We start from the raw sequence: 26,116 nt of genomic DNA, 5'->3' as shown, positions 1-26,116 counted from the left end.
AACATTGAGGCATTCTTACAACAAGACGAAGATAAAGACCTCCTCCGCCTCCTAACCGCCGGAAGTGTAGATGATGGTAAGTCAACCCTCATCGGCCGGTTATTGTACGACAGTAAGCTGTTGTATGAAGATCATTTGTCGTCTCTAGAGCGGGACAGTAAGCGGGTGGGACACGCGGGAGAGGAGATTGATTACGCGTTGTTGCTGGACGGACTCAAGGCTGAGCGGGAGCAGGGGATTACCATTGATGTGGCATACCGCTATTTTTCCACCAACAAGCGGAAATTCATCATTGCCGACACACCCGGACACGAACAGTACACCCGGAACATGGCCACAGGGGCATCCACGGCCAATCTGGCGATTATCCTCATCGATGCCACCCAGGGCGTCCTCACCCAGACCAAACGCCATACCTTTATTGTGAGTCTGCTGGGGATCAAACACATCGTCCTGGCCGTGAACAAGATGGATCTGGTGGATTTTTCCCAGGAAATTTTTCAGAATATCGTCAAGGATTACAAACAATTTATCACCCGTCTTAATATTCCTGACGTTCATTTTATACCCCTCTCCGCCCTCAAGGGGGACAATGTGGTCGATAGAAGTACTCGTACTCCCTGGTACAGTGGTCCACCTTTATTGACCTATCTGGAGGATATTCAGATCGTCAGCGACCGGAACTTTGTGGACATGCGTTTCCCGGTCCAGTACGTCAACCGTCCTCACCACGACTTCCGGGGCTACACCGGCACCGTCGCCTCCGGCGTTATCCGGGTAGGAGACACCGTCATGGTGCTTCCGAGCCGGAAGACGAGCATCGTGGAATCGATTATTACGGCAGATAATTATGATAATCGTTCCGGGTTCCGGGTTCCGGGTTCCGGGTCTTGGGATGCAGGTTCCGAGTTCCGGGTCTCGGGTTCCGGGATGCAGGTTCCGAGTTTGGACGTTAAACCTGGCAACCCACAACCCGCAACCCACAACAGCGAGCGCAGCGAGCCCCCGCAACCCCAATACGCCTTTCCCCCCCAATCCATCACCATCACGCTAAAGGATGAAATCGACATCTCCCGCGGCGACATGCTGGTCCACCCCAACAACCTCCCCCGCACAGACCGCCGTTTCGAAGCCATGCTCATCTGGATGGACGAAACCCCCATGGATCCCACCACCTCCTTCATCATCAAACACACCACCCATTCCACCAAAGCAAGAATTGACGACATCCGCTACTTGGTTGATGTCAACACGTTAAGAAAAATTGAAACAGTGGTTCCGGGTTCCGGGTTCCGGGTCTCGGGTTCCGGGATGCAGGATGCAGGTTCCGGGTCTCGGGTTCCGGGTTGGGACGTTCACCCCGGCAACCCCCAACCCACAACCCACAACAGCGAGCGCAGCGAGCAACCCGCAACAACGAGCGCAGCGAGTAACCCGCAACCCGCAACAGCGAGCACAGCGAGCCCTCGCAACCCGCAACCCGCAACCTTTAAACTAAACAACATCGGCCGCGTCGTCATCACCACTTCCCGTCCCCTCTACTACGACCCCTACGAAAAAAACCGCCAGACCGGGGCATTTATCCTCATCGATCCCATCACCCACAACACTAGTGCTGTCGGCATGATCATCGATCGGATTGCGGCGGATGAGCCGGGGACAACTATCATTCCCAACGGGGAGCGGAAAAGTCGTGAAGAGCGCCGGGAGGTGAGTCTGGACGAGCGCGTATCTGTCATGGGACAGCGGGGCAGGACCCTCTGGATCACGGGACTCCATGGCTCGGGGAAGGTGGAACTGGCATACCGTCTGGAGCGGGAGCTGTTTGACCGGGGAAAGACCGTAGTAGTTTTGGATGGCTTGTCCGTCCGGTCCGGGCTCTCCCGGGAGCTGGATTTCACCCCGGCGGACCGTGCCGAGCATCTGCGCCGCGTAGCTGAAACCGCCCGGATTCTCAACGACCACAACATCATCGTCATCGCCGCCTTCATCTCCCCCCGGCGCATGATCCGCCGCCAGGTCGCCGAAATCATCGGCAAAGACCGCTTCCTGGAAATCTACACCGAAGCCGATCTGGACACTTGCAAACACCAGGACCGGAGCAAATTGTATGAAAAAGCGGAGAAGGGGTTAGTCAAAAATCTTCCTGGAGTAGACACGAGCTATGACGAACCGGAAAGGCCGGATTTTCGCTTCACGAATGTGATCGAGAAGTTAGATAAGGCGGTGAAGAAGATAGTAGCGAGGTTCGAGTAGCGGGTAGCGAGGAAGTAGCGAGGGACGAGATTGGTTGGGTGCGTCAATGGACGATGAGGGCAAAAAAGTCCCCTCTTGAGAGGGGATTTAGGGGTGTGTAAGGCGGCGAAGCCGCAAGTAGCGAGGTTCGAGTATCGAGGGAGTAGCGAGCCCTGTGAAATAAGCGGAGCGTATTTCACAGGAGAGGGGCGAGGGGGTAAAGAGAACTTAATGGTGGTTACTTTTTTGGCTATAGGGATTTGATGAGGCCGCGAAGGATTTTGGAAATTTCATCGGTTGTTACAAGAATTTTTTTGAAATCGGAGTTTTGAATGTAATGGAGTTCGTAAGCGATATAAGCCATAGATCGGATGTTTTGATTCACTTGGAAATGGAGAATAGTTAAGTTAGGAACAAGGATAATTGAAGGAGACCAAGATGAATCAAAGGAAACGTTATTCAGCCACCCAGAAAGTCGAGATACTTCGTGAACACTTGGAGAACCAAGTAGCGATCAGTGACCTTGCACGGCGTTACGGCGTGCATCCGAATATTCTGTATAAGTGGAAGAAGCAGTTATTTGAAGGTGCTGTAGAAAGTTTTGGAACGAAGCATCAGAAGCATGTCCAAGGGCAGAGCGTACGTATGAGTCAGCTTGAGGAGAAGTTGAAAGAGAAAGACAGTCTGATAGCCGAAATCATGGCAGATAATATTCGATTAAAAAAAAAGTACAATGGGGAGATTTGAGGGGTAAATGGGTTGAACCGGATATACGGGATGCCGTTGTGAAATACGTAAAAAACATGAAAACACAGAGCGGACTACCCCAGAAGTGGTTTATCCCAAGGCTTGGGATAAGCTCCAGCAAATATTATACCTGGGTCAGGCGCTATGGCCAGGAGAATCGGCATAATGGCCATATTCCCCGTGATTTTTGGATATTGGAACGTGAAAAACAAGCGATTGTGGATTATTGTAAAGATCATATCGAAGAAGGCTATCGTCGGTTAACCTACAAAATGATAGATGAAGATATTGCTGCTGTCAGTCCGTCTACGGTGTATCGTATTTTGAATAAGCATGGGTTATTGATGCGTTGGCGTCCCTTGAAAAAAAGTCTTAAGAGGAAAGGTTTTAAGCAGCCCAAGAAGCCCCACGAACACTGGCATATAGATATTGCCTATATAAACGTGAAAGGGACTTTCATGTATTTAATCAGTGTTTTGGACGGTTACTCCCGGATGATCCTTCATCATGAGCTTCGGACAGAAATGAAAGAATGGGATGTCCAGATTACCCTGCAGCGAACCATCGAGAAATATCCCCAGGCGAAACCGCGCCTGATTACGGATAACGGCTCACAATTTATCAGCAAAGACTTCAAAGAATATCTGCGGGTCTGTGGTTTGAAACATGCCAGGACCTCGGTAAATTACCCCCAGAGTAATGGAAAAATTGAACGTTTCCATAAGACGTTAAAATCTGAAGAAATCCGTAGAACAAGTTACCTGGATATGAATGATGCCCGGCGCCAAATAGAAAAGTATATTCATTACTACAATCATGAACGTCTGCATAGTGCCCTATACTATCTCACTCCGAAAGAAGTCTTTGATGGAAAAATGAATCAGCGCCTGAAAGAAAGACAGCATAAACTCGATCAGGCTGCTCGAAATAGAAGGAATTCATCCTTAAATGAATCTCAAAAAAATTCCATTTCCGCCTGAACCAATACACGGACTTCCCCGCAGGAACCACGAGCAATAAAAAGGAATCTTTTAAAATCTGCATTACTATTTCTATCGAATCCCTCGGCGATATTATTCATGATGGAAAGAGAAGCTCGTTGTATTTGATCTCTAAAACTATAATCACGGTTATTTTTAAATAGGCCATAAATTCCTAATGTAAGTTCTTTCGCTTTCTGCCAACCCAAAATCTCTTCAAAATTCTTAATACTCATATTGACCCTCACAAAAACATACGTTGATATTGAAACGTTTTATCACTTCATTTCAAAACAATTCAATTCTTATAAATAAACTAAGATAAACATTAAATATATGCAACTTAATTCAAGTTACAGTATATTACATAATACCAATTTCCCCCTGTTTGATATTTATAATAATAGCATATCCCCAAAACCATTAACTAACCCACCCAATCATTCTCGCTACTCGCTCCTCGTCCCTCGCTCCTCAAATGTGACAAATGTCACATTTGATTAAAATTCAATTTCTGAATCACCTCAAAATGTATATATTGCATACTCATAAACGCCCTGGAGTTTGGGACTGTTTGTGGCGGAGCCGTGCCCGGCGGCGAAGCCGCAGGGACGAGTATCGAGGTTCGAGTAACGAGGAATGAGGTTCGAGTAGCGAGGGAAGAGAAAGTTGACAGTGGACAGTCGAAAGTCGGAACCTGTACCCAACCCCTGAACCCCTGAACCAACTATCAGGAGCGCAGCGACGCCAACTTCCAGCTTCTAACTTCCAACTTCTAGGAGATGATTGCCTGCCCCGTGAAATATCCCGATGAATCGGGACTTATTTCACAGGGCTCGCTACTCGCACCTCGTACCTCGTACCTCGTACCTCGTTACTGACTTTCGACTTTCGACTTTCGACTAAATAACTCAAGGACACTTCATGAATCCGTTTAGTTACGGAACCATTGTGACAGAACCGTATTTTTTTAATCGGGTAGACGAAAAGGACAGGATTGTCAGGACATTAAAGGGTGGGAACAATCTGGTTCTTTATGCCCCCAGGCGTTTTGGGAAGACATCTTTGGTCGTAAAAGCGATGAAAGAACTGGAAAACGCGGGATATTTTTGCGTTTATTTTGATTTTATGACCGTCTATTCGAAAGAATCTTTTATCAAATCTTATTCCAGTGCTCTTTTTGAAAAGCAAGGGAATTTAAAAAGAATACTTCGCCTTTTTTCTGAATATGTAAAAGGAATAAAGCCCGTCTTATCTTATGGCGAAAACGGGAAACCCGAAATATCTTTTACATTTTCTGAAACGTCCATTTCGGATGACATGCTTGGAAAAGTGCTTGATATGCCGGAAAAACTGGCACTTAAATCAAAGCCATACATTGTGATCATGGATGAATTTCAGGATATCCAAAAATTGAATGGTGAAAATTTTGAGAATTTGTTGCGCAGTCATATTCAGCATCATCAAAATGTTCATTACCTGTTTCTTGGAAGTCGAACGCATTTGCTGATGGAGATGTTTACCCGGAGCAACAGACCTTTCTATAATTCCGCATCGGCAATGGGACTTGGACCCCTACCCAAAGATGAAACGATTGAATTTTTAATGGGACGCTTTTCTAAAAGTGGTATTCAGATTGATAAGCAAACATCAGAATATCTGATGCATAAAGCAGGAAACATACCCTATTATATACAATTTTTAGCTTCTGAAATATGGCAGTCCGTGATTGACTCGGGAAAAAAAGTAGATCATGAGATAATCGATGAATCATTCGACAAAGTGATTGATTTAAAAAATGATTATTATTTTGAATTGTATGATCGTCTAAGCCGGTATCAGAAAAAATTGCTTCACGCGTTAGCTCAGGAAGGTCGCAACATTTTTTCTCGTGAATATGCCCTGAAATATCACTTATCTGCGACCTCAACCACCCAAAAAGCCATACATGGACTCATAGAAAACGGACTGATTGAAAAACAGGAAAATGAATATACATTTAGCGACCCATTTTTCAGGCAATACATATTACGCCTTCCAGCGTAACGCTGAGGAGCGTAATCAGTCGTCAGTTTGCCCTGTGAAATGAGTGAAACGTATTTCACAGGGTCATCAATAGCTAGTTCACTGCTCCTGAGTACAAGATAACGTAGTAGAAGATTCCAATTTTTTTTGAAAAAAATACAATTAAAAATTTCCATTTAACCACATCAGAAAAATCATCCATACCACATAACAACAGCAAACCACAAAAACAAATGACTGCCGACTGCCGACTGTTGACTGACGACTAAATTCTGCCGACTGCCGACTGTTGACTGACGACTAAATTCTGCCGACTGCCGACTGTCAACTGTCAACTAATTAATGAAAATCGAACGATTTGAAGAAATTGTTGCCTGGCAAAAAGCCAGGGTTCTCACACTCAATCTCTACACCCTCTTTAAAGAAAACAGGGATTACAGTTTCAGAGATCAAATACAGCGAGCTTCTGTATCCATAATGAACAATATTTCTGAAGGATATGGAAGAGGGAGCGATTTAGATTTCAAGCGATTTTTATACATTGCCAATGGTTCCTGCTGCGAAGTCAAATCCATGCTCTACCTGGCGAAAGATCTCCAATACATCACCAAATCAGACTTCGACGATCTCTTTGCCAAAACCGACGAAATCGGCAGAATTCTCAATGGACTTATTAAATCGTTAAGCAAGACATCCGATTATAAAATTAAAGAACCATTTTTATCAGTCGACAGTTGACAGTTGACAGTCGTCAGTGCTCAGTCGACAGTCAACAGTGGACAGTCGTCAGTGCTCAGTCGACAGTTGACAATTGACAGTCGTCAGTGCTCAGTCGACAGTCAACAGTGGACAGTCGTCAGTTCTCAGCTGACCATCCCTGAACAGTGTTGTTACGTGTTTAAAACCAGTTATTAATATTAGATATCATAAGAAAAAATAGCTTATCCACTCAATCAATATTAACCAAGAAACCAAATCCTGTCGACTAACGACTGTCGACTGCTGACTAATCTGCCGACTGTTGACTGTCGACTGTCAACTGACGACTAAATTCTGCCGACTGTCCACTGCCGACTAATTAAAAATCAGCTACACCACATAATAACAGCGAACCACATAAACAAATAACTGCCGACTAACGACTGTCGACTGACGACTAAATAAAAAAATCAGCTACACCACAAAACAACAGCGAACCACAAAAACAAATGACTGCCGACTGTCAACTGACGACTAAATTCTGCCGACTGTTGACTGTCAACTGACGACTAAATAAAAAAATCAGCTACACCACAAAACAACAGCGAACCACAAAAACAAATGACTGCCGACAGACGACTGTCAACTGACGACTAAATTCTGCCGACTAACGACTGTCGACTAATAAAAAATCAGCTACCCCACATAATAACAGCGAACCACAAAAACAAATGACTGCCGACTGTCCACTGTCAACTGTCGACTAACATATGAATCAAGATGAGCTAAATCTAGAGTTGCTTCGCCGCGCCAACGGCCAGCTCACGCAAAAATCCCTCTCCCAGGAGCTGGGATACAGCGTGGGGAAGGTGAACTACATCCTCAAAGCCCTGGTGGATAAAGGACTCATTAAGATCGAGAATTTTGCGACTGCAGAAAACAAAAAGCAATATTATTATTGGCTCACGCCCAAAGGAATGGAAGAGAAATTGCGGCTGACTAAAAAATTTATCGTGCGGAAGAAAAAAGAATATGAGGAACTACAAAAAGAACTACGTGAACTTGAACAACAATTTGGAAATTCTTCAGAAACATAATTGAAACTATTTTCATTCTCAAGTGAATCAAAAACAATAACAAGTCCATACGTATGACAAAAATATTAGTAACAGGAACTGCTGGCTTTATCGGGTTCCACCTCGCCAAACGGCTCCTCGAACGAGGCGACACCATAGTAGGTATCGACAACATCAACGACTATTACGATGTAAACCTTAAATACGCCCGCCTCGCCGAAACAGGCATAAGTAGGGAAGCAGAAAAGTGGTACACCAAGGTAGACAGTACAAAATATTACAACTATAGCTTTGTACGCATGAACCTTGAAGACCGTGAACAGCTTAATCAACTGTTCGAACAGGAGAAATTCGACAAAGTCTGCCACCTGGCAGCTCAGGCTGGCGTGCGGTACAGTTTGGAAAACCCGCACGCGTACATTAACAGCAATATCGTTGGGTTTATCAACATACTTGAAGCCTGCCGCCACCACAACATAAAACATTTGGCCTACGCCAGCTCCAGCAGCGTGTACGGCAACAACACCAAAATGCCCCTCAGTACAGCCGATAATGTCGATCATCCCATTAGCCTGTATGCCGCCACCAAAAAAAGCAACGAGCTAATGGCGCACACTTATAGCCATTTGTTTGGACTGCCTACCACCGGCCTCCGGTTCTTTACCGTTTACGGCCCCTGGGGACGCCCCGACATGGCCCTCTTCCTCTTTACCAAAGCCATCCTCGAAGACAAACCAATCAAAGTATTCAACAACGGCAACATGGTGCGCGACTTTACTTTTGTTGACGACATTGTGGAAGGAGTTACCCGCGTAATAGACAATCCCCCTGCACTAAAAAATGTTCAGGGCACGAATTTCTCCTCCTCACAGGAGGAGTACACCGCCGATAAGCGGAGGGAGGTGGTGATTTCGCCCGACATTGAAAACCCGATAAACCAAACCCCTGCGCCCCCGGCACGTGAAACTCACGAAGTGAATGTTTCTACTGCGCCATACAAAGTCTACAACATTGGTAATTCCTCTCCGGTGCAGCTCATGGAATACATTTCCGCCATTGAAAAAACATTAGGCAGGGAAGCCCAAAAAGAATACCTCCCCATGCAACCCGGCGACGTGCCCAGGACAGAAGCTGATGTAACCGATTTGGTTGAAAACCTCGGATATAAACCCGATACGCTGGTTCAGAAAGGAATTGAAAGATTCATTGATTGGTTTAAATCTTATTTTTCTGCTCAATGAACCTGATAGCAAACAACCAGGCCTCTCCCGCCAGTTGGCGGGGAGTTAGAGGGGGCTGTAAACTCAAACAATTTCTTTCAATCAACTTAATTGCGCATAAAAATAATGGAGCAGTGATTTTCGACGTTAAAGGAATAATAAAAAAGGAATTGACTGGCGGACGGTTATAATGTTAAAAGACTTAATTCAACAATATAGATCTAACCCTCGTGCTAAACAAGTACTGGGATTATTCTCTGTTAATATCATTGGCATTCCCATTGGTATTATTACTAGCATTGTTGTAACCCGATATTTGGGACCACAGGGTTATGGCGATTATAAATTTATTCAAAGCATCTTCAATTTTGCCATTATCATTTTCACATTTGGTTTTTTTCAGGCGGGGAATCGGGCTTTGGTTTTAAATAACGACAAACAAAAGGCAAAAGAATATTATGGGACAGAATTAGCCATAACCGGTGGTTTATTTATTATAATGACATTTTTTTTGGTAATATATGCTTTATTCGATGTCAACATTCAGGAAAAGCAACTAAGTAATTTTCTATTATTTGTAATCCCATTTGGGTGGGTGTTTTTATTATTACGCTATTTTGAAACACTTTTTCAGGCTGATAATCGCATTCGAATGCTTGCAAAAGTCAGACTATATCCAAAAGTAGGTTTTTTAGTTATGTCTGCAGCACTTTATTTTATTTTCAGGAATATCGAAATAAACCGGCTGGCTGTTGTTTGGAGTTTTTACATAGGCACTGAAGTAATTGTTTATTTGATTATACTCAGGAAACTCAATGTTTCGTTCAAAAGATTAAGGAAAAGATTTATTGAAATTTGGAATTACAATAAATCTTTTGGTTTAAATGTATATTTAGGAAGTTTGTTTGCCTTAGGCTTCTCTTATTTTTCTGAAATATTAATTAGCTATTTTGGAGCAGATAACAGTGGCGTTGGTTTTTATTCCCTTGCTCTGACTTTTACAATGCCATTAACATTTATACCTAACACAATAGCAACAACCCATTATAAAGATTTTTCAAAAAATAAAATTGTTTCTAAAAAGTTACTTTTAATAACATTGGGTTTAAGTCTGGCATCACTATTCGGGTTGTGGATTATTGTACCGCCATTTATAAATTTCATTTATGGTGAAGATTTTTCAACAGTTATTCCTCTAAATTTTATCGTTAGTTTTGGTGTAATTGCTTATGGTTTTGGAGATTTTTTTAATCGGTTTTTGGGGGCAAATGGAAAAGGCAAGGCTTTAAGAAATTCTGCTTTTTTTGTTGGAGGAAGTCTAATGTTGAGTAGTTTTCTGCTTATCCCAAAATATGGAGAATACGGTGCTGCTTATGCAAAGCTTTTTGCAGGATTTACTTATTTATCTGTAATTATTTTTTACTATTTGAAATTTAAAAAATCTACATCTGAATAAATTCTCAACATGAAAAACATTATTATCATATATACCTTTTCTCCTTTCCCAGGAGGCGACGCTAATGCAAACAGGATTTACGCAATGGCTCTTTCCATGCAAGATGCGGGATATAAGGTTATTGTTCTAACAAACACTTTAGCTAATAAAGCTTACTATAATAAAACAACAGGACAGTATGCATATAAAAATATTGAGTACCGTAGCTATTACAAACCAAACTTAAGTAGGTTTAAAAGAATTATAAACAGATATGATATAAAACAAATATTAAAATCCACATTAAAACCGACTGAAAGAAAAAATGTTTGTTTAATAGTTTCTTCATATAAAAATTACAGTATTATTTTACGTTTATTCTCCAAAAGATACAAATTGCCTGAATTAGTTGATGTGACAGAGTGGCATAGTAGTTTTCAATTTAATTTTGGAAGATTTAATTTAAAATATTTATTACATGATCTAAAGAATAGATTTTTAATTCCCAAGGCAAAAAATGTAATATGCGTTAGCAAATATTTGGAAAATTATTACAAATTAAGAAAGTGTAACACATTTTATTTGCCCCCGCCCATAGTAATAAACGACTATTTGCCTCATACTTTACCTCATTTGCCTCCTGTTACTTTTTTTTATGCTGGCTCTATACAGAAAAAAGATTTTATTGAAATTGCTTTAGCTGGTTTTGCAATGCTGAATAAGGCTGAAAAAGAGAAAATAAAAATCATAATTGCAGGTTGTGATAAAGAAACTTTAAAAGAACAATTGCCCAACGGTAAAAAACTAATTAATAATTTGGGAAATATTTTATCAGTCGTTGGAAGAATCTCAAAAGATGAAGTTGAACAATACTTGTCTAAGTCGCATTTTTTATTTTTGTTACGCCCGGTTGCAAGATATTCTAAAGCGGGTTTTCCCTCTAAAATACCAGAGGCACTGGCTTCAGGTGTGCCGGTAATTGTGAATTTAACAAGTGATTTGGGCAACTTTATTTTTGAATTTAAAAATGGTATTATTGTTAATAAACTGGCTGCAAAAGAATTTGCAATAGCCGTCAGAAAAGCTTTAGGCTTGACAGAAGAAAAATTTACAACAATGTCTAATAATGCACACTTGAGTGCAAAAGAGAATTTTGATTATACGAATTACAATCAAACAATGGAAAAATATTTAAATGATATTTTATCAGCATAAATTTTTAAAATATGAAAAAAGGTAATAAATATTTTTCGTTGTATCGATTTAAATCAAAATATGATTATTTTCCGATAGTGCTGATATTAATTTATTTAAATTTCACTTATTTGTTGCATTTATTACTAAATGATTCAGCTAGTGCTCGTGGATTAATTTTTATGACAATAATCTTCCTATCAATTATTATCGGTTATATTTTGCCAAATAGTAAACAATTATCTCTTAATCAAAAAAAACTAGGGTTAAATACTTTTTGGGAAAAAACGAGCAATGTTGACAAAATAATAATAATTTCTGCTATTATTACTATAGTTAATTCGGTTAATATTATTTTATCTTTTTATCCAAATCTTAGTGAGATAACGTACTATTTGAAAAATCCAGGGCAAGCTTATATCTATACGAAAAGTATTCGCAGGAATCCAGATATTCTAGATGAAAGTGGAGGTTTTGGATCAATAATTACCATCGCATTAACATTATTATCCGCAACTAAATATATTTTTCTTATTTTTTCATTTTTGTATTGGAAACAATTAAAGATAAGAACTAAATTCTTTTCAATTGTTACTTTAATAATTTATATAATCAGCTCATTTTTAACAGGGGCGATGATTACAATTGGTGCAGTAGTTTTGTCTTTAATACCAGTTGCAATAGTAAATATTAAACGAAAAAAAAATGTGATTAACTTACCTCGCAAACTTTCTAAAAGACCTAAGCGAATAAAAATTCTTTTTGCTGCTTTGGTGGGAATTTGTGTTATTCTTTTTTTTATAAGTAACAGAATTAGCCAGGAAAACGATCTTTTTGAAGGTATAAAAGTATTGGGTTTTTATATCTCTCACGGGTATATTGGTCTTGATTATTGTTTAGAGTTGCCATTTGAAACAACATACGGATTTACCAGCATCAGGGGTATTTCAACAATGTTTGTAAAATATCTGGGAGTACCGGATTTATTTCAGAATAGTTATTTAGTACGGAATGAAATGATAAATGGTTATCCGGCCTTGAGTGTCTGGTCAACGATTTTTCCCTGGCTGGCGTCTGATTTTTCATTTTATTTATTACCAATTATAATGGGTTATGTTAGTTTTCAATTTTCATTACTATGGAATAAAACGATAAGAACAGGAAATCCTTATGGCTATTTATTGCTTGGTCAATTCTTTATATTCTGGTTTATGATACCTGCTAATAATCAGGTTTTTCATACACTGGGAAATGCTGCATCTTTCTTTTTAATTCTTTTTCTTTATGCAAAAAATAAAAAATTTTATATTATGCAAAATAAACAAGAACAACAAGTTACTTAAGGATATGAAAATCTTTTCTGATTCAATACTAAAAGCTTTATATGAATTTTGTAAAGGCAAATTATATTTTATGCCTAAATTATTTTTTTTAAAACTAATATTTGAATATGCTTAAATCAATTGCAAAAATCATTTTAATATTTTTAAGGAAGTTAAAAGGTTTTAACTCTTGTTTACAAAAACTATTAATTGCAGAATATGGGCCAAATGTTTATATAGGCCAAAATTGCGAATTTACATATAACAACATTCATTTAGGTAGTAATATTTATATTGGAAGTCGAGCTTCATTTATTGCAAGCATTTCACATATTTATATTGGAAGCTATGTAATGTTCGGTCCAAATGTTACTATCCGCGGAGGAAATCATCGCATAGATGTCTTAGGCGAATATATGTATAATGTAAAAGAAAAGTTGTCAGAAAATGACCAGGATGTTATAATTCAGGATGATGTTTGGATTGGTTGTAACGCAACTATCTTAAAAGGTGTAAAAATAGGGAAGGGGGCCGTTGTTGCAGCAGGTGCAGTTGTTACAAAAGAAGTTCCACCTTATGCTATAGTTGGTGGTAATCCAGCAAAACTTATTAAATATAGATTTAGTGAAGACCAAATTATTAGACATGAAGAATTACTCGAATTAAGATATAATGGAAAATAATCCCAAAATAATGCTGCATTTAATTATGCCAAACCAAATAAGTGGTCCTAATAATGCGGCAAAACTTATTTTTAATTCCTGGTTGAATAAAAAATATGAATTTGGATTTTTAACACAAAACTTTCATGCAGGAGGAAAAATTAGCTTTAGCTTAATTAAGTCATTAAAAAAACAAATAGACTCTTTTAACCCGGACATTATTCATCTGTCAGGCCTTCAGGCATCAGGATTTCATGCCGTAGTAGCTGCCAGACTAGCAAAAAAGAAAAAGATAATAATTGCTGTACGTGGTTCATCTACCGATGTTTTAAATTCACATTGGTTTAAAAAATTTATTTTTGGTTGGATTATAGAACCTGTTACTCTAAAACTGGCATCTCATGTTTATACTGTTTCTAAAGCCATGGTAAAAAAAAGAATGATTAAAAAGTTTTCTGAAAATTTTATAGGTACCATTCATAATTCTGCTCCTGAAATAAATGCAAATTCCATAGAGCCTGTTTATTTCAGGAAAAAAAATAACATAGATACCTCAAAAATATTAGTGGCCATTGTTGGCCGGATGGTTTACGACAAAGGAATAACTTTTATAATAGAGGCAATAAAATCATTTTCTCCAAATCATTTTTCATTTGTTTTTATTGGCGATGGTCCTTTAATTTCTGAAATGAAAAAAAAATTAGAGGGTGAAATAAAGGAAGGTCGTGTATTTTTATTAGGTCACCAAAAAAACGTGCTTCCAATTTTGGCCGAATGTGATGTTTTTTTATTTGCAACTTTACATGAAAATTTATCAAATGCATTGTTGGAAGCCTGCTCACTTGGTTTAATCCCCATAGTCACAAACGTTGGAGGCAATCCGGAAGTTATCAAACATAAAGAAAATGGAATACTTGTAACTCCAAAAGATTCAAAAAGCATAATAGATGCATTAAAATTTATCAATAACAATCCTAAAATTGCATCAGAACTTTCAGCGAATGCAAAAAAGACTGTTGATTCTGAATTTTCTCAAAAAAAATTATTACAGCATGTCGATGATTTATATCAAAAGCTACTTGTTTCAAATTGAATACGTAGATTTAAAACGAATTGATGGTGAAATAAAAACACGGAATAATAATACCTCATGAAAAAACTTGTCTGCAATACCATATAAAGCCTGAATGCAGGTATAGGAAAAAGATTCTGGAGTATTTGGCAAAAACAATATTGATTATTATAAGTAGTGCAGAATATGAATAAAAAAGAAAATATATTATATATTGGAGGATTTGAATTCCCTGACAGAAATGCTGCTGCGCAAAGGGTTATTAATAATTCTAAATTACTTTCAGAATTAAACTTTAAAGTATTTTTCAATGGAATAAATAAATCCATAGAAAGGGATGATCAGCTTTTCAAAAAGTTTAATGCATATAATTTTCTTTTTTATTCAAAAGCAGTAAAATATCCTGATTCGGTAAAAAAATGGTTCATTTATATAACCAGCATATCTAAAGTAAAACAAATTGTTGAAAAAGACTTAAAGAATAATGTTGCAATGGTTATTGCTTACAATTATCCTGCAATAAAATTATGGAGATTAAGAAACTACTGTAAAAAAAGAAAAATTAAAATAATTGCTGATGTTACGGAATGGTATCAACCTGAAGGGTCCTTTTTACTTAAGTCCATAAAAAAAATTGATAATTCATTAAGAATGAAATATGTCCATTTTAAAATGGATGGCATTATTGCAATAAGTAATTTTTTAATGAATTTTTACAAGAAAAAAACGTGCGTAAAACTTCCCCCTTTAATTGATAAAAGTGAATTAAAATGGCGGAATTCTAATATTTACAGCAAAAATAAAATAAGGGTTCTTACCTATGTTGGCTCACCGGGTGCCGGTAAAAAAGACAGGTTGGATTTAATTATTAAATCATTATCCGAAATTAAAAAGCATTATCCCGATTTTTTATTTCAGATTATTGGAATTTCTGAATCTGAATATAAAACATCATTTTCAAATCAACCAGTTTCCCAAAACATTCGTGATAATATTCTTTTTTATGGCAGAAAGGGTCACCTGGAAGCTTTGGATTTATTAAAATCTTCAGATTTTTCCATTTTTATAAGAGATAATAATTTGGTTAATACTGCTGGTTTTCCAACAAAATTTGTGGAGTCAATAACAGCCGGAATACCAGTTCTTACAAATCTTACCAGTGATTTAAAAGATTATTTATTCGATGGAAAAACCGGCTTTATACTTGATATTTCGACGAATGAAAACCTTAATAAATCACTTTTAAAAGCGTTATCAATAGATAATAGTCAACTGCTAAAGATGAAGCAACACTGTGCTGATTCCGAATTGTTTTCCTACAAGAAATTCAAAAATAGCACTGCTGTTTTTTTTCAACACCTTGAAATTGATTGAATAAATTAACAATGATAACAATATGAGAATTGCAATATCTATCAATACAGCCTGGAATATTTACAATTTCCGACTTGGTTTAATTAAAACTTTATTGAACGATGGTCATGATGTTTTTGCTGTATCTCCGGAAGATAAATATGTTGATAATCTTGAAAAGTATGGAGTTAAACATTTCAAAGTCAACATAAACCATAAGGGAACCAATCCTGTTGAGGATTTAAAATTGATCAAAGAATATAAAAAAATCTTCCTGAAAGTTCAACCCGACATTATTCTTAGTTATACAATAAAACCAAATATTTATGGAAACCTGGCTGTCAGAAAATTGGGGATACCTGTTATTAATAATGTGAGTGGTTTGGGTACACTTTTTATAAAAAAAAGCTTAGCATCTTATATTGGGAGATTTTTGTATTATATCGCTTTCAAAAAAAGTAACTGGGTATTTTTCCAAAATAATGCAGATAAAGATCTGTTCATCAATTCCAAATTAGTAAATAGAAATAACCTTTCCGTATTACCAGGTTCAGGAGTTAACACTACTAGATTTAACTTCAAAAGAGTATCGAACAAAGGAAAAAAATTTCTTTTTGTGGGCCGGTTGCTCAAAGACAAAGGAATAGTAGAATATATGCAAGCAGCAAATAATTTATCAAAAAAGTACGCAGACATCGTTTTTAAAATTGTTGGAGAATTGGGTTATGCAAACAAAACTGCGATCACACAAGAAGAATTAAATGAGTGGTTAAAAAATAAACAAATAAAATTTATTGGGAAACAGGACGATATGGTAAAAGTACTTTCGGATACGGATGTTATGGTTTTACCCTCATACCGCGAAGGTTTATCAAAATCACTCATTGAAGCGGCTTCAATGAATCTTCCAATTGTGACAACTGACGTACCAGGCTGTCGTGAAGTTGTAGAACATGGCAAAAATGGATTACTTTGTAAGGCAAAAGATACAATCGACCTTCAGAATAAAATGGAAATGATAATAAACTTATCACAAGATGAACGGTTAAAAATGGGGGAAGAAGGTAGAAAAATAGCTGAAAATAAATATTCTGAGGAAATTGTTATTAATTTATATAAAGCTAAAATTGAAGAACTAACTTCATAATAAAATTAAAAAACTATACAAATCATGTTTAAAAATAAAACACTCTTAATCACCGGCGGTACCGGCTCTTTCGGCAATGCCGTGCTCAACCGGTTTTTGGATTCGGATATTAAGGAAATCCGCATTTTTAGCCGCGACGAAAAAAAACAGGATGACATGCGCCACCGGCTCAAAAACCCGAAGGTAAAATTTTACATTGGCGATGTACGCGACAAACGCAGTGTGGATGGCGCCATGCCGGGCGTGGATTACATTTTTCATGCAGCAGCGCTGAAACAGGTGCCCTCGTGTGAGTTTTTCCCCACACAGGCGGTACGTACCAATGTATTCGGCACGGAGAACGTGCTGGATTCAGCTGTTCAGCACGGAATTAAAAATGTGGTGGTACTCAGCACTGATAAAGCCGCTTACCCCATCAACGCCATGGGCATGAGCAAGGCCCTGATGGAAAAAGTGGCCATTGCCAAAGGTCGTGCTTTGGGACCGGATGCAGCCACCACCATCTGCTGCACCCGTTACGGCAACGTTATGGCCAGCCGCGGTTCAGTAATCCCGCTGTGGGTAAACCAAATGAAGGAAGGAAAAGACATTACCATTACTGACCCCAATATGACCCGTTTTATGATGACACTGGAAGATGCTGTGAATTTAGTATTGTATGCTTTTCAAAACGGCGAAAACGGCGACTTGTTTGTGCAAAAAGCACCGGCAGCCACTCTTACTGTTTTGGCTGAGTCACTCATCGGATTGTACAAAACGGATACAAAAATCAGGGTCATCGGTACCCGTCACGGCGAAAAGCTGTACGAAACTCTGGTAACCCGCGAAGAAATGGCCAAACACATCGACATGGGCAACTATTTCCGCATACCCGCCGATACCCGTGACCTGAATTACGACAAATATTTTGAGGTGGGCGAAGAAAAAATCTCCAAACTGGAAGACTACCACTCGCACAACACCCGCCGCCTTGATGTAAAAGGCATGCAGGAATTGTTGCTAAAACTGCCAATGATTCGTAATGATATATTGGGCGAAGAAGTTGAACAATATCTTGAATAAAAAAGATTAAATAAATTCAATTGAATGAAATGAAGTAGGATGGATAATGATAAAAGTAGGTATAACGGGTCAAAGTGGATTCATTGGGACACATCTTTATAATACACTTGGTTTATATCCAAATAAATATGAACGCATTCCCTTTGAAGATGAATATTTCAATGACATAAAAAAATTGGGAAAATTTGTAGTACAATGTGATGCTATTGTTCATCTGGCTGCTATGAACCGGCACAAGGATCCACATGTCATTTATGAAACAAATATCAGTTTAGTTAAGCAACTTATTACAGCATGTGAAGAAACGAATTCATCACCGCATATACTTTATTCTTCTTCCACACAGGAAGAAAAAGATAATTTGTATGGAAAATCAAAAAAAGAAGGTCGGAAATTACTTGAACAATGGGCTAATAGAAATCATGCTAAATTCAGTGGTTTAATTATTCCCAATGTATTTGGACCCTTCGGCCATCCCTATTACAATTCTGTTGTGTCTACATTTTGTTACCAATTGACCCATGGAGAAATCCCAAAAATTGAAATAGATGGCCAATTGAAAATAATCTATGTTTCTCAATTAGTTGAACAGATCATTCATCAAATTGATGAGATACACTCTAAGTATAAAAATGATTGTTACGTTGAAGAGATTAATGTACCTTCCACGACTGTGATCAGGGTTTCAGAACTTTTATACCTGCTTGAATCATATAAAAAGAATTATTTCAACAGTGGAGAAATACCGGATTTGACAAATCCGTTTAATCGAGAACTGTACAATACATTTCTTTGCTATATTAACCATTCAGATTTTTTTCCCTTCCATCTGAAATTGAATTCAGATAAACGGGGAAGTTTTGTTGAGGTTATGAAACTAAGTAATGGGGGACAGATTAGTTTTTCAACGACTGTTCCCGGTATAACCCGTGGAAATCATTTCCACACACGGAAAGCTGAACGTTTTGCTGTGATTAAGGGAAAAGCCCGAATTGATTTACGTAGAATTGGTTCTGATCAAGTACTTTCATTTTTTTTAGATGGGAGTCAACCCTCTTTTGTGGACATGCCAATATGGTTTACCCATAATATTACCAATATCGGTAATGATGATCTTTATACCTTGTTCTGGATTAATGAAAAATATAATCCGGAAGATCCGGATACTTTTTTTGAAGAAGTATAATTTCGTTATTTTATTAATACAAAAAATTAAAAATTGAAGCATGAAAAAACTTAAAGTAATGACGGTAGTCGGTACTCGACCGGAAATTATTCGTTTGTCACGTGTAATGGCAGCTTTAGATACTTCTGAGGCAATAGAGCATGCCACAGTGCACACCGGGCAGAATTATGATTATGAGCTAAATGAAATATTTTATAAAGATCTTTGTATTCGTAAACCTGATTATTTTTTAAATGCAGCAGGTGTATCAGCTTCATCAACAGTTGGTCAAATACTAATCAATATTGAACCAATACTTGAAAAGGTAAAACCTGACGCTTTCCTGGTATTGGGCGATACCAATAGCTGCCTTTGTGCAATCCCTGCTAAAAAGCGACACATCCCTATTTTTCACATGGAAGCGGGAAATCGTTGTTTTGATCAACGAGTGCCTGAAGAAACGAATCGAAAAATTGTAGATCATATAGCAGATATGAATTTGACTTACAGTAGCATTGCTCGTGAATATTTACTGAGCGAAGGTCTCCCTGCCGATCGTATCATCAAAACGGGAAGTCCCATGTTTGAAGTCTTGAATTACTACTTACCACATATTAAAAAATCTGATGTTCTTCAACAGTTCAACCTTAGAAAAGAGAAGTTTTTTGTGGTATCCGCCCACAGAGAGGAGAACATAAACTATGAAAAGAATTTTAAAGCTTTTCTTGAATCTTTGAATCATATAGCAGAAATATATCACTACCCAATAATAGTAAGTACTCATCCTCGCACACGAAAGATGCTAGTATCTAAAAGAGTTAAAATACATGAACTGGTTAAATGGATGAAACCATTGAGTTTTAGCGATTATAATGCCTTACAAATGAATTCATACGCCGTACTTTCTGATAGTGGTACAATTAGTGAAGAATCTTCAATCTTGAATTTTCGTGCGCTTAATATTCGTGAGGCACATGAACGACCAGAAGCCATGGAAGAATCCTCAGTAATGTTGGTGGGTTTGAATCCTGAGCGGATATTACAAGGCTTGGTTCAACTGCAAACCCAAAAAACAGGGAGTGAAAGAAACTTCCGCCAGGTTAGCGACTATTCTATGCCAAATGTGAGTGAAAAAGTAGTGAGGATTATTTTAAGTTATGTCGATTACATTAAAAGAACAGTATGGAATGAAGTTTAATAATAATAATTATTTATAGTATGACTAATAGAGAATTCCCCAAATTAATAATTGGTAATATTCATCAGGATAGAAGAGGTATCTTGGTATTCAATAATGAATTTGACTTATCTCCAATAAAAAGAATGTATATTATAAAGCATCCGGATGATAGCGTGATAAGGGCATGGCAGGGACATTTAAAAGAGCATAAATATTTTATGTGTATTAAAGGAAAGTTCGTAATTGTATGGAAAGATATTAGTAACTATCCAAATATTAATGATAAAGATTTAACTGATTATAAAATTTTAAGAAAAGATGATCAACTCGTTCTTTCTATTCCACCTGGTTTTGCGAATGGAATGAAGGCTCTTGAAAATAATTCAGAATTATTGGTTTTTTCAAATTTTACTTTAAATGAATCTGGCACAGATAATTTTCGATTCGACAAAGATCTATGGTTCGATTGGGATAAATTCTAAATAATAATTATAATTAAAGTATTATCATACAATAATGGCTGGCTATATGTAATTTTCGCCAGCCATTTTTATTATTGTCCAATAATAAATTTGTGATTATGTTCTCTCTTGAGGAGACCGGTATGAGATGTATTAGATTAGATTCAATGTGCTTGAAATAAAGGATGGTTTTTATGTCAGGATACAGCCTAAAAATTTTATGGGAGTTTTAAGCGTATGATCACGACCATCCTTGTATCAACCCTCCTTGTGATGTTTGCCTTTGTCATCAGTATGGTACTGGTGCGCCTGCTGATTGAGTTTCTCCCTTTTATCGGCCTGGTGGATACCCCCGGCGGGCGGCATATCCATACGATGCCCACTCCCAAGGGAGGCGGTCTGGGATTTATTCTCTCTTTTTTTATCACGGGGATACTCTTTAACCTCTCCCATACCATCTCCCTGTCCGGAACCATGGATGTGCATTTTCTGGGGATGATTGCCGGTCCCGTAGGACTGCTGACGCTGGTTGGGTACCTGGATGACCGCTATGATATCCATGCCCTGGTGAAATTGTCCGGACACATTGTCGTGGCCGTGCTCTCCTGGCTTCTGGGTGTCCGCCTGGATGCCATGTTCGGCATTCCTCTCTCTGACACTGTGTCTTTGGTGCTTACCATCATCTGGTTTGTAGGCTTTATCAATGCCTTTAATTTGATAGACGGGATGGATGGCCTGGCCGGGGGACTGGCCATTGTGGCGTCGATTACCCTGGCCGTGATGTTCGGACTGAAAGGCGTCTGGCTTAATGCGGTGATGATGCTGATCCTGGCCGGTGCCGTGGGAGGTTTTCTCCGCTATAATTTCTATCCTGCCCGGATTTTTATGGGGGATATGGGCTCCATGTTCCTGGGCTATTTTTTTGCGGCCACAGGCATCCTGGCCTCCAATAAACTGGCTACCACGTCTGCTATTTTTATTCCTATTCTGATCCTTGGGGTGCCTTTTTTTGATGTGCTCCTGGCGATTTGGCGCAGAAGTGTGAAAAAAATCCTGAACCGCCAGTCCAATGGGTCCAATCACGAACGGATTATGGGAGCGGATAAGGAACATCTACACCATCGGCTCCTGGCCGTTTCGAAAAACCAGGGTCGGGCAGTGCTATTTATCTATATGCTGGCCTTGTTTTTCTCCTTCCTGGCTTTTCTTCTCTTTTTCCTTGAAGATGCCTCTCTGGGACTCATGCTGACCATGATCCTTATGGCTGTCTACCTTTCCATGAGGCAACTGATCAATACGGAGGTCCACCAGTCCTCCAAAGCCCTGATCCGGGGCTTTTCCAAACCCAGTCGCTCCACCCTGGTAGGACTCTCACACCCGATTTTTGATCTCATCGTCCTCTTTGTCACCTACTGGGGGATTGACCGCATTTATATCGCCAAGGAGGGACTCACCCTCTCATCCGGCATGATGAGTCATACGTCCCTGAATCTGGTGATTACGTTCCTGCTCTTTATCAGCCTGGTGATCTCCGGTGTTTACAACCGCTTCTGGCTCCGGGCCACACCGGAAGATTATATGCGACTGGTAGGTGCCCTGCTGTTGGGACACGCCCTTGCGACGGTGTTTCTCTATTTTTCCCTGGAGGAGATTCTCTTCTGGCGCTATCTGAAACGGCTCATTTTCCTCGGGACCTTCGTCTCCCTGGTGGTGATCTCCGAACGGATTTTTCTCCGTTTCCTCCACATGAAACTCCATACCATCTATCTGGATAGCAATAACCATGAAAACATCAAACACGTCATCCTCTATGGCGCCGGCGTGCGCTGTCAGTACTACCTCCAGGAAATCGCCACCAATATTGAACAGGATCCCACCCGTGTTGTGGGACTCCTGGATGACAACCCCGGCCTCTGGAATAAAAACGTCTACGGACAGAAAGTCCTGGGCAATATCACCGACCTCACCCTCCTCGCCCAAAAAAAGAAAATCGACACCGTCATCATCACCACCCGCACCATCAAACCGGAAAACATTGAAATCGCCAGGGATATTTGTAAGCGGAATGGGATACGACTTATTCAATGGAAATTTGTGGAAGAAATCATTCTTCAATAATTAAATCTTTATGTACGTGACGCGTGACGCGTAACGCGTGACAAGGGGGTTTGAGGAAGAGGCGTTTATTGGCTTATGAGGCAAAAAAAGTCCCCTCTTGAGAGGGGATTTAGGGGTGTGTAAGGCGGCGAAGCCGCAGGGACGAGGTGCGAGGGACGAGAGGGAGCTGGCACTTCGTGTCTTTTTGGAAGTTAGAAGCTGGAAGTTAGAAGTTGGCGCCGCTTTGCGGCTGGGGACTAGGAACTGGTGATTGGTAACTGGGCTTGGTTGGGAACGTCAATGGACGGGGGGCAAAAAAGTCCCCTCTTGAGAGGGGATTTAGGGGTGTGTAAGAGAGTGACGAGTGACGAGGTGCGAGGGACGAGATTGGTTGGGAACGTCAATGGACGGGGAGGCAAAAAAGTCCCCTCTTGAGAGGGGATTTAGGGGTGTGTAAGTTGTATATTAACATACATTTATAGCTCTAATTCTTTTTCTCTTTCTTTTATAATCTCTTCAATAACACGTAAAACATTATCAATGTCATCCAAAACCTCATCATCCCAAAACCGGATTGTTTTGACTCCTAATTGCATTAACTGATATTCTTTGCGACGATCTTTTTTCTGGTATTCTTCCAATAAATGGCTGTATCCATCAAGTTCGATGGCCAGCATAAGTTTTGGACAGAAAAAATCCACAATATATTCATCAATGGGTTTTTGCCGATGAAAATCATACCCTTTCATGTTTCGTCCCTTTAGATATTTCCAGAGTTCCCGTTCGGATTTAGTGCTGTTATTCCGGAGTTGACGGGCATATTTTTTTAGTTTAGGGTTGTAATGTAAGAAGGTGAATTCTTTCATGATCATAAAAGATTTCTTTGATTTCGGGGGCAAAGAAATATAAATAATTATAAATTAGATTAAAAGCGTTTTTGTCTAAGCACCCAAATCAAGCCCAGTCACCAGTCCCCAGTTCCCAATCCCCACTCCTCGTCACGTGTTACTCGTTACTATCTTACACACCCCTAAATCCCCTCTCCAGAGGGGACTTTCTGTCTCCATCCGTTAATTCACGTTCCTGGTAAATTCGCTACTATATACAAAATGTGCTATTTGTTATATCCTTTCTCTTTCATAACAAGATGCACCGCTATGGCAATCAGTGCCAGATTCGAACACGCCCGGGATAAGCCCTCAGCGGTTACACCGAATAAAGACACGTTAAATAAAGCAGATATTACCGCCAGGATAAAACCCAAAGCAGATAACCCAATCAAGATCCAAATGAATGTTCGCATGAAATAATCCTCCTCAATTTCTTTCCTAAATCAATATATTGAGTCACACGGCATAATGAAAGAATTCTCTTAATATTCTATTTCCATTGAATTAAATTCAATTCATGGAAACTAAGATAAACAAAATGATATCCTTAATAAAAGCACCAACATTTCCGGTGCTTTTTTTATTTCTATCCATTTTCATTTCCTCCGTTTCTTATGGCCAAATTTTATCCGGATGGGATCATTACATGCTTAACACATCATTCCACACCCCAAAACAAACAATTGAAACGAGCAAAACATTCTTTGATTCCTTGAACACCGAACGTAGTGAGGTGCTTGAACGCCGAAGGCGTTTGAATGCTGAGCGCAGCGAAGCAATTGAACGGCACGAAGTGCCAATAGATTCCTTGAACACCGAGCGTAGTGAGGTGCTTGAACGCCGAAGGCGTTTGAACGCTGCGCAGCAGCGCTTGAATGATCATCGTACACATTTATTGCTTTTTTTCTCACAGTCTTTTAGTGGCGAAACCGACGCCGCCTTCACATTAAATCAACCCCTGACTCCCCGCTGGCATTTTACCACTTCCTGCTTCGTCACCGACCGCGACCGCTCCTACGTGGGTGCCACCCACGCCCGTCCCGATCTGCCCGTCTTTTTTTCCACGGGACGGTTTTTTTCCGGAGAAGTTCGCTATTCTGGAGATATGTTGAATTTCCGCCTGGGCAGACTCTTTCCCGATTATCACCCCTATCTGCAGATTTCACCCTATGCCCGGGAGACGATTTCCGGTGATGGGGTGGACTGGTCCCTGAAAGGTTCTTTCTGGGCGTTTGAGAACCGGATCCAGTTCCTTAAAAATGAACGGTTTGAGGGACAGGCCATAAACCGGATTTTTAATTTTCACCGGGCGGAACTTTCCTATCAGAAATGGTCCCTGGGACTGGGAGAATTTTTACTCTATACCGGCTTCAATCAGGAAATCGACTGGACCTGGTCCAATCCCTTTATTTCCTATGTGGTCCACAACTATGATACCTATGCCGATCAGGAGCATGCCTCTGAGTTTGACGGGGATACGGATAACGGACTCATTTACGCCGATCTGAAGTGGGAGGGAAGGGACCTGCAAGTCACCTCCCGCCTTTATGTAGATGAGTTCCAGGTCGATGCCCCGGACCGGGAAGTGCGGACTGATGAAATCCTCAGTCATACACAATTGGTTTACACGCTCCCGGAAAACCGGTCCCCCTGGATGCCCCAAACCCTTCTGGCCACAGTGTCTTTTTCCTCTGCAGGATTTGGCTATCACAAAGGACTCTTTACCGATTTCTATGTAGGCGAGTATCCCCTCCTGCCTACTGAAACCGGCCGTACACGCTATGGCGCCTTATCTGCTGTGTGGATAGGGGAGAGGTGGCACCTGATCACAGACCTCTGGACCGGTCAATATGCAGACATCCTATCCCTAACCCCCGACAAACGCCACCTTCGCGAATACGTTGACCCCCTCTCCGTTGAAACCCGCACCGGCCTCCGCATCCGGGCGGCATATCAGCCTTTTAATAAAATTGCATTTCACATAGACAGCAACATTTCCACTGAAAATTCCATGGTGACTGCGACGATTATGAAATATTTTTATTAATTCATGCAACTTAATTCGTTGATGTGTAATGCGTGACGCGTGACGCG

The 26,116-nt window shown here is 39.7% G+C and carries 24 protein-coding genes and 1 pseudogene; 21 read left to right on the top strand and 4 right to left on the bottom strand.

All coding sequences use genetic code 11. The features are described from left to right. Positions 1 to 3: 3 nt before the first annotated feature. The 4 genes and pseudogenes from strainIA91_RS09320 to strainIA91_RS09305 form a co-directional block, all read left to right on the top strand. Positions 4 to 1,266 (top strand): annotated as a pseudogene (locus strainIA91_RS09320) (sulfate adenylyltransferase subunit 1); the annotation flags it as partial. A 45-nt stretch (positions 1,267 to 1,311) separates the two neighbouring features. Then, the gene (cysC, locus tag strainIA91_RS09315) at positions 1,312 to 2,256 is read left to right on the top strand and encodes an adenylyl-sulfate kinase (RefSeq protein ID WP_400168255.1); all 945 of its coding nucleotides are present in this window, start codon (positions 1,312 to 1,314) and stop codon (positions 2,254 to 2,256) included. 417 nt (positions 2,257 to 2,673) lie between these two features. Next, the gene (locus strainIA91_RS09310; RefSeq protein WP_400166508.1) at positions 2,674 to 2,982 is read left to right on the top strand and encodes a transposase; all 309 of its coding nucleotides are present in this window, start codon (positions 2,674 to 2,676) and stop codon (positions 2,980 to 2,982) included. Continuing rightward, on the top strand, positions 2,979 to 3,962 hold the full coding sequence (locus strainIA91_RS09305; protein WP_400166507.1) for an IS3 family transposase: 984 nt from the start codon (positions 2,979 to 2,981) through the stop codon (positions 3,960 to 3,962). Before strainIA91_RS09310 ends, strainIA91_RS09305 begins: the two co-directional genes overlap by 4 nt. Here the strand turns inward: strainIA91_RS09305 and strainIA91_RS09300 are convergent. Further along, positions 3,938 to 4,198 carry a four helix bundle protein gene (locus strainIA91_RS09300; protein WP_400166506.1) on the bottom strand — a complete coding sequence of 87 codons (261 nt, stop codon included), beginning with the start codon at positions 4,196 to 4,198 and terminating at the stop codon, positions 3,938 to 3,940. The genes strainIA91_RS09305 and strainIA91_RS09300 overlap by 25 nt on opposite strands. A 688-nt stretch (positions 4,199 to 4,886) precedes the next feature. Here strainIA91_RS09300 and strainIA91_RS09295 point away from each other — a divergent pair. The 16 genes from strainIA91_RS09295 (at position 4,887) to strainIA91_RS09220 (ending at position 23,153) form a co-directional block, all read left to right on the top strand. Next, entirely contained in the window at positions 4,887 to 6,008 is a 1,122-nt protein-coding gene (locus strainIA91_RS09295; RefSeq protein ID WP_400166505.1) for an ATP-binding protein, read from the top strand. A gap of 321 nt (positions 6,009 to 6,329) precedes the next feature. After that, positions 6,330 to 6,725, top strand: a complete 396-nt coding sequence (locus tag strainIA91_RS09290) for a four helix bundle protein (protein ID WP_400166504.1) — start codon at positions 6,330 to 6,332, stop codon at positions 6,723 to 6,725. 731 nt (positions 6,726 to 7,456) lie between these two features. Further along, positions 7,457 to 7,783 carry a MarR family EPS-associated transcriptional regulator gene (locus strainIA91_RS09285; RefSeq protein ID WP_400166503.1) on the top strand — a complete coding sequence of 109 codons (327 nt, stop codon included), beginning with the start codon at positions 7,457 to 7,459 and terminating at the stop codon, positions 7,781 to 7,783. Positions 7,784 to 7,836: 53 nt separating this feature from the next. Next, positions 7,837 to 9,003: an NAD-dependent epimerase gene (locus tag strainIA91_RS09280; protein ID WP_400166502.1), complete on the top strand. Its 1,167-nt coding sequence runs from the start codon at positions 7,837 to 7,839 to the stop codon at positions 9,001 to 9,003. Positions 9,004 to 9,172: 169 nt separating this feature from the next. Continuing rightward, positions 9,173 to 10,438, top strand: a complete 1,266-nt coding sequence (locus strainIA91_RS09275; protein ID WP_400166501.1) for an oligosaccharide flippase family protein — start codon at positions 9,173 to 9,175, stop codon at positions 10,436 to 10,438. Positions 10,439 to 10,447: 9 nt separating this feature from the next. Next, on the top strand, positions 10,448 to 11,632 hold the full coding sequence (locus strainIA91_RS09270) for a glycosyltransferase (RefSeq protein WP_400166500.1): 1,185 nt from the start codon (positions 10,448 to 10,450) through the stop codon (positions 11,630 to 11,632). A gap of 11 nt (positions 11,633 to 11,643) precedes the next feature. Beyond that, positions 11,644 to 12,954: a hypothetical protein gene (locus strainIA91_RS09265; protein WP_400166499.1), complete on the top strand. Its 1,311-nt coding sequence runs from the start codon at positions 11,644 to 11,646 to the stop codon at positions 12,952 to 12,954. Between the two features lie 107 nt (positions 12,955 to 13,061). Beyond that, complete coding sequence (locus tag strainIA91_RS09260) at positions 13,062 to 13,616, top strand: acyltransferase (protein WP_400166498.1); 555 nt, start codon at positions 13,062 to 13,064, stop codon at positions 13,614 to 13,616. Beyond that, positions 13,606 to 14,688, top strand: a complete 1,083-nt coding sequence (locus strainIA91_RS09255; protein WP_400166497.1) for a glycosyltransferase — start codon at positions 13,606 to 13,608, stop codon at positions 14,686 to 14,688. Before strainIA91_RS09260 ends, strainIA91_RS09255 begins: the two co-directional genes overlap by 11 nt. Before the next feature lie 165 nt (positions 14,689 to 14,853). Next, positions 14,854 to 16,041 carry a glycosyltransferase gene (locus strainIA91_RS09250; RefSeq protein ID WP_400166496.1) on the top strand — a complete coding sequence of 396 codons (1,188 nt, stop codon included), beginning with the start codon at positions 14,854 to 14,856 and terminating at the stop codon, positions 16,039 to 16,041. A gap of 22 nt (positions 16,042 to 16,063) precedes the next feature. Beyond that, a complete protein-coding gene (locus strainIA91_RS09245) occupies positions 16,064 to 17,167 on the top strand; it encodes a glycosyltransferase family 4 protein (protein WP_400166495.1) in 1,104 nt (367 codons plus the stop codon). A gap of 24 nt (positions 17,168 to 17,191) precedes the next feature. Further along, complete coding sequence (locus tag strainIA91_RS09240; RefSeq protein WP_400166494.1) at positions 17,192 to 18,229, top strand: polysaccharide biosynthesis protein; 1,038 nt, start codon at positions 17,192 to 17,194, stop codon at positions 18,227 to 18,229. Positions 18,230 to 18,275: 46 nt separating this feature from the next. After that, on the top strand, positions 18,276 to 19,415 hold the full coding sequence (locus tag strainIA91_RS09235; RefSeq protein ID WP_400166493.1) for an NAD-dependent epimerase/dehydratase family protein: 1,140 nt from the start codon (positions 18,276 to 18,278) through the stop codon (positions 19,413 to 19,415). A gap of 40 nt (positions 19,416 to 19,455) precedes the next feature. Then, positions 19,456 to 20,592: a non-hydrolyzing UDP-N-acetylglucosamine 2-epimerase gene (gene wecB / locus strainIA91_RS09230; RefSeq protein ID WP_400166492.1), complete on the top strand. Its 1,137-nt coding sequence runs from the start codon at positions 19,456 to 19,458 to the stop codon at positions 20,590 to 20,592. 20 nt (positions 20,593 to 20,612) lie between these two features. Beyond that, complete coding sequence (locus strainIA91_RS09225; protein WP_400166491.1) at positions 20,613 to 21,056, top strand: WxcM-like domain-containing protein; 444 nt, start codon at positions 20,613 to 20,615, stop codon at positions 21,054 to 21,056. A 216-nt stretch (positions 21,057 to 21,272) separates the two neighbouring features. After that, entirely contained in the window at positions 21,273 to 23,153 is a 1,881-nt protein-coding gene (locus strainIA91_RS09220; RefSeq protein ID WP_400166490.1) for a hypothetical protein, read from the top strand. 455 nt (positions 23,154 to 23,608) lie between these two features. Here strainIA91_RS09220 and strainIA91_RS09215 read toward each other — a convergent pair whose 3' ends face one another. The 3 genes from strainIA91_RS09215 to strainIA91_RS09205 all read right to left on the bottom strand — a co-directional run bounded on the left by strainIA91_RS09215 (position 23,609) and on the right by strainIA91_RS09205 (position 24,905). Further along, complete coding sequence (locus tag strainIA91_RS09215) at positions 23,609 to 23,998, bottom strand: endonuclease domain-containing protein (RefSeq protein ID WP_400166489.1); 390 nt, start codon at positions 23,996 to 23,998, stop codon at positions 23,609 to 23,611. 248 nt (positions 23,999 to 24,246) lie between these two features. Next, the gene (locus strainIA91_RS09210; protein ID WP_400166488.1) at positions 24,247 to 24,435 is read right to left on the bottom strand and encodes a hypothetical protein; all 189 of its coding nucleotides are present in this window, start codon (positions 24,433 to 24,435) and stop codon (positions 24,247 to 24,249) included. A gap of 245 nt (positions 24,436 to 24,680) precedes the next feature. Continuing rightward, entirely contained in the window at positions 24,681 to 24,905 is a 225-nt protein-coding gene (locus tag strainIA91_RS09205; RefSeq protein ID WP_400166487.1) for a hypothetical protein, read from the bottom strand. Here strainIA91_RS09205 and strainIA91_RS09200 point away from each other — a divergent pair. Beyond that, positions 24,894 to 26,069 (top strand): hypothetical protein, encoded by a 1,176-nt coding sequence (locus strainIA91_RS09200; protein WP_400166486.1) that lies wholly within the window; start codon positions 24,894 to 24,896, stop codon positions 26,067 to 26,069. The two genes, strainIA91_RS09205 and strainIA91_RS09200, sit on opposite strands and share 12 nt — an antisense overlap. Positions 26,070 to 26,116 lie beyond the last annotated feature (47 nt).

The organism is Candidatus Neomarinimicrobiota bacterium (genome assembly GCA_041154365.1).
Lineage (GTDB): Bacteria > Fidelibacterota > Fidelibacteria > Fidelibacterales > Fidelibacteraceae > Fidelibacter > Fidelibacter multiformis.
The sequence above is the reverse complement of the archived record's forward strand: the minus strand, read 5'-3'. Positions and strand labels throughout refer to the sequence as shown.

What these genes read in the sequence shown, in the direction of transcription:
- strainIA91_RS09225 (WP_400166491.1), top strand. Translation starts at nt 20,613, where the DNA reads ATGACTAATAGAGAATTCCCCAAATTAATAATTGGTAATATTCATCAG.
- strainIA91_RS09205 (WP_400166487.1), bottom strand. Translation starts at nt 24,905, where the DNA reads ATGATCATTCAAGCGCTGCTGCGCAGCGTTCAAACGCCTTCGGCGTTC.
- strainIA91_RS09245 (WP_400166495.1), top strand. Translation starts at nt 16,064, where the DNA reads ATGAGAATTGCAATATCTATCAATACAGCCTGGAATATTTACAATTTC.
- strainIA91_RS09210 (WP_400166488.1), bottom strand. Translation starts at nt 24,435, where the DNA reads ATGCGAACATTCATTTGGATCTTGATTGGGTTATCTGCTTTGGGTTTT.
- strainIA91_RS09220 (WP_400166490.1), top strand. Translation starts at nt 21,273, where the DNA reads ATGATCACGACCATCCTTGTATCAACCCTCCTTGTGATGTTTGCCTTT.
- strainIA91_RS09240 (WP_400166494.1), top strand. Translation starts at nt 17,192, where the DNA reads ATGTTTAAAAATAAAACACTCTTAATCACCGGCGGTACCGGCTCTTTC.
- strainIA91_RS09275 (WP_400166501.1), top strand. Translation starts at nt 9,173, where the DNA reads ATGTTAAAAGACTTAATTCAACAATATAGATCTAACCCTCGTGCTAAA.
- strainIA91_RS09280 (WP_400166502.1), top strand. Translation starts at nt 7,837, where the DNA reads ATGACAAAAATATTAGTAACAGGAACTGCTGGCTTTATCGGGTTCCAC.
- strainIA91_RS09260 (WP_400166498.1), top strand. Translation starts at nt 13,062, where the DNA reads ATGCTTAAATCAATTGCAAAAATCATTTTAATATTTTTAAGGAAGTTA.
- cysC (WP_400168255.1), top strand. Translation starts at nt 1,312, where the DNA reads ATGCAGGATGCAGGTTCCGGGTCTCGGGTTCCGGGTTGGGACGTTCAC.
- strainIA91_RS09290 (WP_400166504.1), top strand. Translation starts at nt 6,330, where the DNA reads ATGAAAATCGAACGATTTGAAGAAATTGTTGCCTGGCAAAAAGCCAGG.
- strainIA91_RS09265 (WP_400166499.1), top strand. Translation starts at nt 11,644, where the DNA reads ATGAAAAAAGGTAATAAATATTTTTCGTTGTATCGATTTAAATCAAAA.
- strainIA91_RS09310 (WP_400166508.1), top strand. Translation starts at nt 2,674, where the DNA reads ATGAATCAAAGGAAACGTTATTCAGCCACCCAGAAAGTCGAGATACTT.
- strainIA91_RS09250 (WP_400166496.1), top strand. Translation starts at nt 14,854, where the DNA reads ATGAATAAAAAAGAAAATATATTATATATTGGAGGATTTGAATTCCCT.
- strainIA91_RS09270 (WP_400166500.1), top strand. Translation starts at nt 10,448, where the DNA reads ATGAAAAACATTATTATCATATATACCTTTTCTCCTTTCCCAGGAGGC.
- strainIA91_RS09235 (WP_400166493.1), top strand. Translation starts at nt 18,276, where the DNA reads ATGATAAAAGTAGGTATAACGGGTCAAAGTGGATTCATTGGGACACAT.
- wecB (WP_400166492.1), top strand. Translation starts at nt 19,456, where the DNA reads ATGAAAAAACTTAAAGTAATGACGGTAGTCGGTACTCGACCGGAAATT.
- strainIA91_RS09285 (WP_400166503.1), top strand. Translation starts at nt 7,457, where the DNA reads ATGAATCAAGATGAGCTAAATCTAGAGTTGCTTCGCCGCGCCAACGGC.
- strainIA91_RS09255 (WP_400166497.1), top strand. Translation starts at nt 13,606, where the DNA reads ATGGAAAATAATCCCAAAATAATGCTGCATTTAATTATGCCAAACCAA.
- strainIA91_RS09215 (WP_400166489.1), bottom strand. Translation starts at nt 23,998, where the DNA reads ATGAAAGAATTCACCTTCTTACATTACAACCCTAAACTAAAAAAATAT.
- strainIA91_RS09300 (WP_400166506.1), bottom strand. Translation starts at nt 4,198, where the DNA reads ATGAGTATTAAGAATTTTGAAGAGATTTTGGGTTGGCAGAAAGCGAAA.
- strainIA91_RS09295 (WP_400166505.1), top strand. Translation starts at nt 4,887, where the DNA reads ATGAATCCGTTTAGTTACGGAACCATTGTGACAGAACCGTATTTTTTT.